This is a genomic window from Serratia sp. H1w (assembly GCF_000633355.1).
Lineage (GTDB): Bacteria > Pseudomonadota > Gammaproteobacteria > Enterobacterales > Enterobacteriaceae > Chania.
The window spans coordinates 1-691 of the sequence record NZ_AYMQ01000176.1 but is presented as its reverse complement, the minus strand read 5'-3'; the positions used below and the strand labels follow the sequence as shown (position 1 = coordinate 691).

Here is a 691-nt window from a genome sequence, read left to right as displayed (position 1 = left end):
GTCGCGCCAGACACCGTGTTTGGTATCGAGACCTCCACGGGTAATGGAGACGTGGATATGCGGATGCTGATTGAGCTGGCGCCCGTAGGTGTGGAGGGCGCAGAAGATGCCGACCTCGATGCCCAGCTTGCGCGCGTGCCTGAGCATGGCGCGGGTGGCGCAGCGAAAAAGGTCGTTGAGCAGCGACCAGTTGTTGTTGAAGAACGGCCACAGCAGGTGCGGCATGGTGAAGGTGATGTGCTGCCAGTCGCAGTCGGGCAGGATGTGCTGCTGCTCGGCAATCCACTGCTCGGTGCCTTTGAGGCCGCAGCTGCTACAGGCTTTGGATTTGCAAGTCTGGCAGAGAAAACGAGAGTGCGTACAGTCAGGTGAGCTGCAGCAATAGCGTCGCACGCCCATGGCGCAGGTCCCGCAGGCAAGCATGCGCTCGACGGAGAGTTTGGTCCAGTAGGTGAGCTGATGGCCATTCTTCTCGAGGAAGCGTTCCCAGCCTTCGTCGTGCTGGAACAGGAGCTTTGCGGGTCGCGGTATGTACATGAAAGACAGTATAAAATACGGCGATGAGGGTGGAAAGGACTTCGGCTGCGTAGCAGACGAGCTCACGCCGTAGGCGTGCTACCGTTCACAGCGTTATCTCGGGGCGCCGCCTGGCAGCTTATTTTACACGGCGGATATATACCCGTGATCATTG

Annotated in this window: 1 protein-coding gene; it reads right to left on the bottom strand. The window is 59.0% G+C overall.

The window, feature by feature from the left end:
• On the bottom strand, nucleotides 1–537 hold a 537-nt coding region (locus U869_RS31225), incomplete at its 3' end, for a transposase zinc-binding domain-containing protein (protein WP_198530716.1).
• Nucleotides 538–691 lie beyond the last annotated feature (154 nt).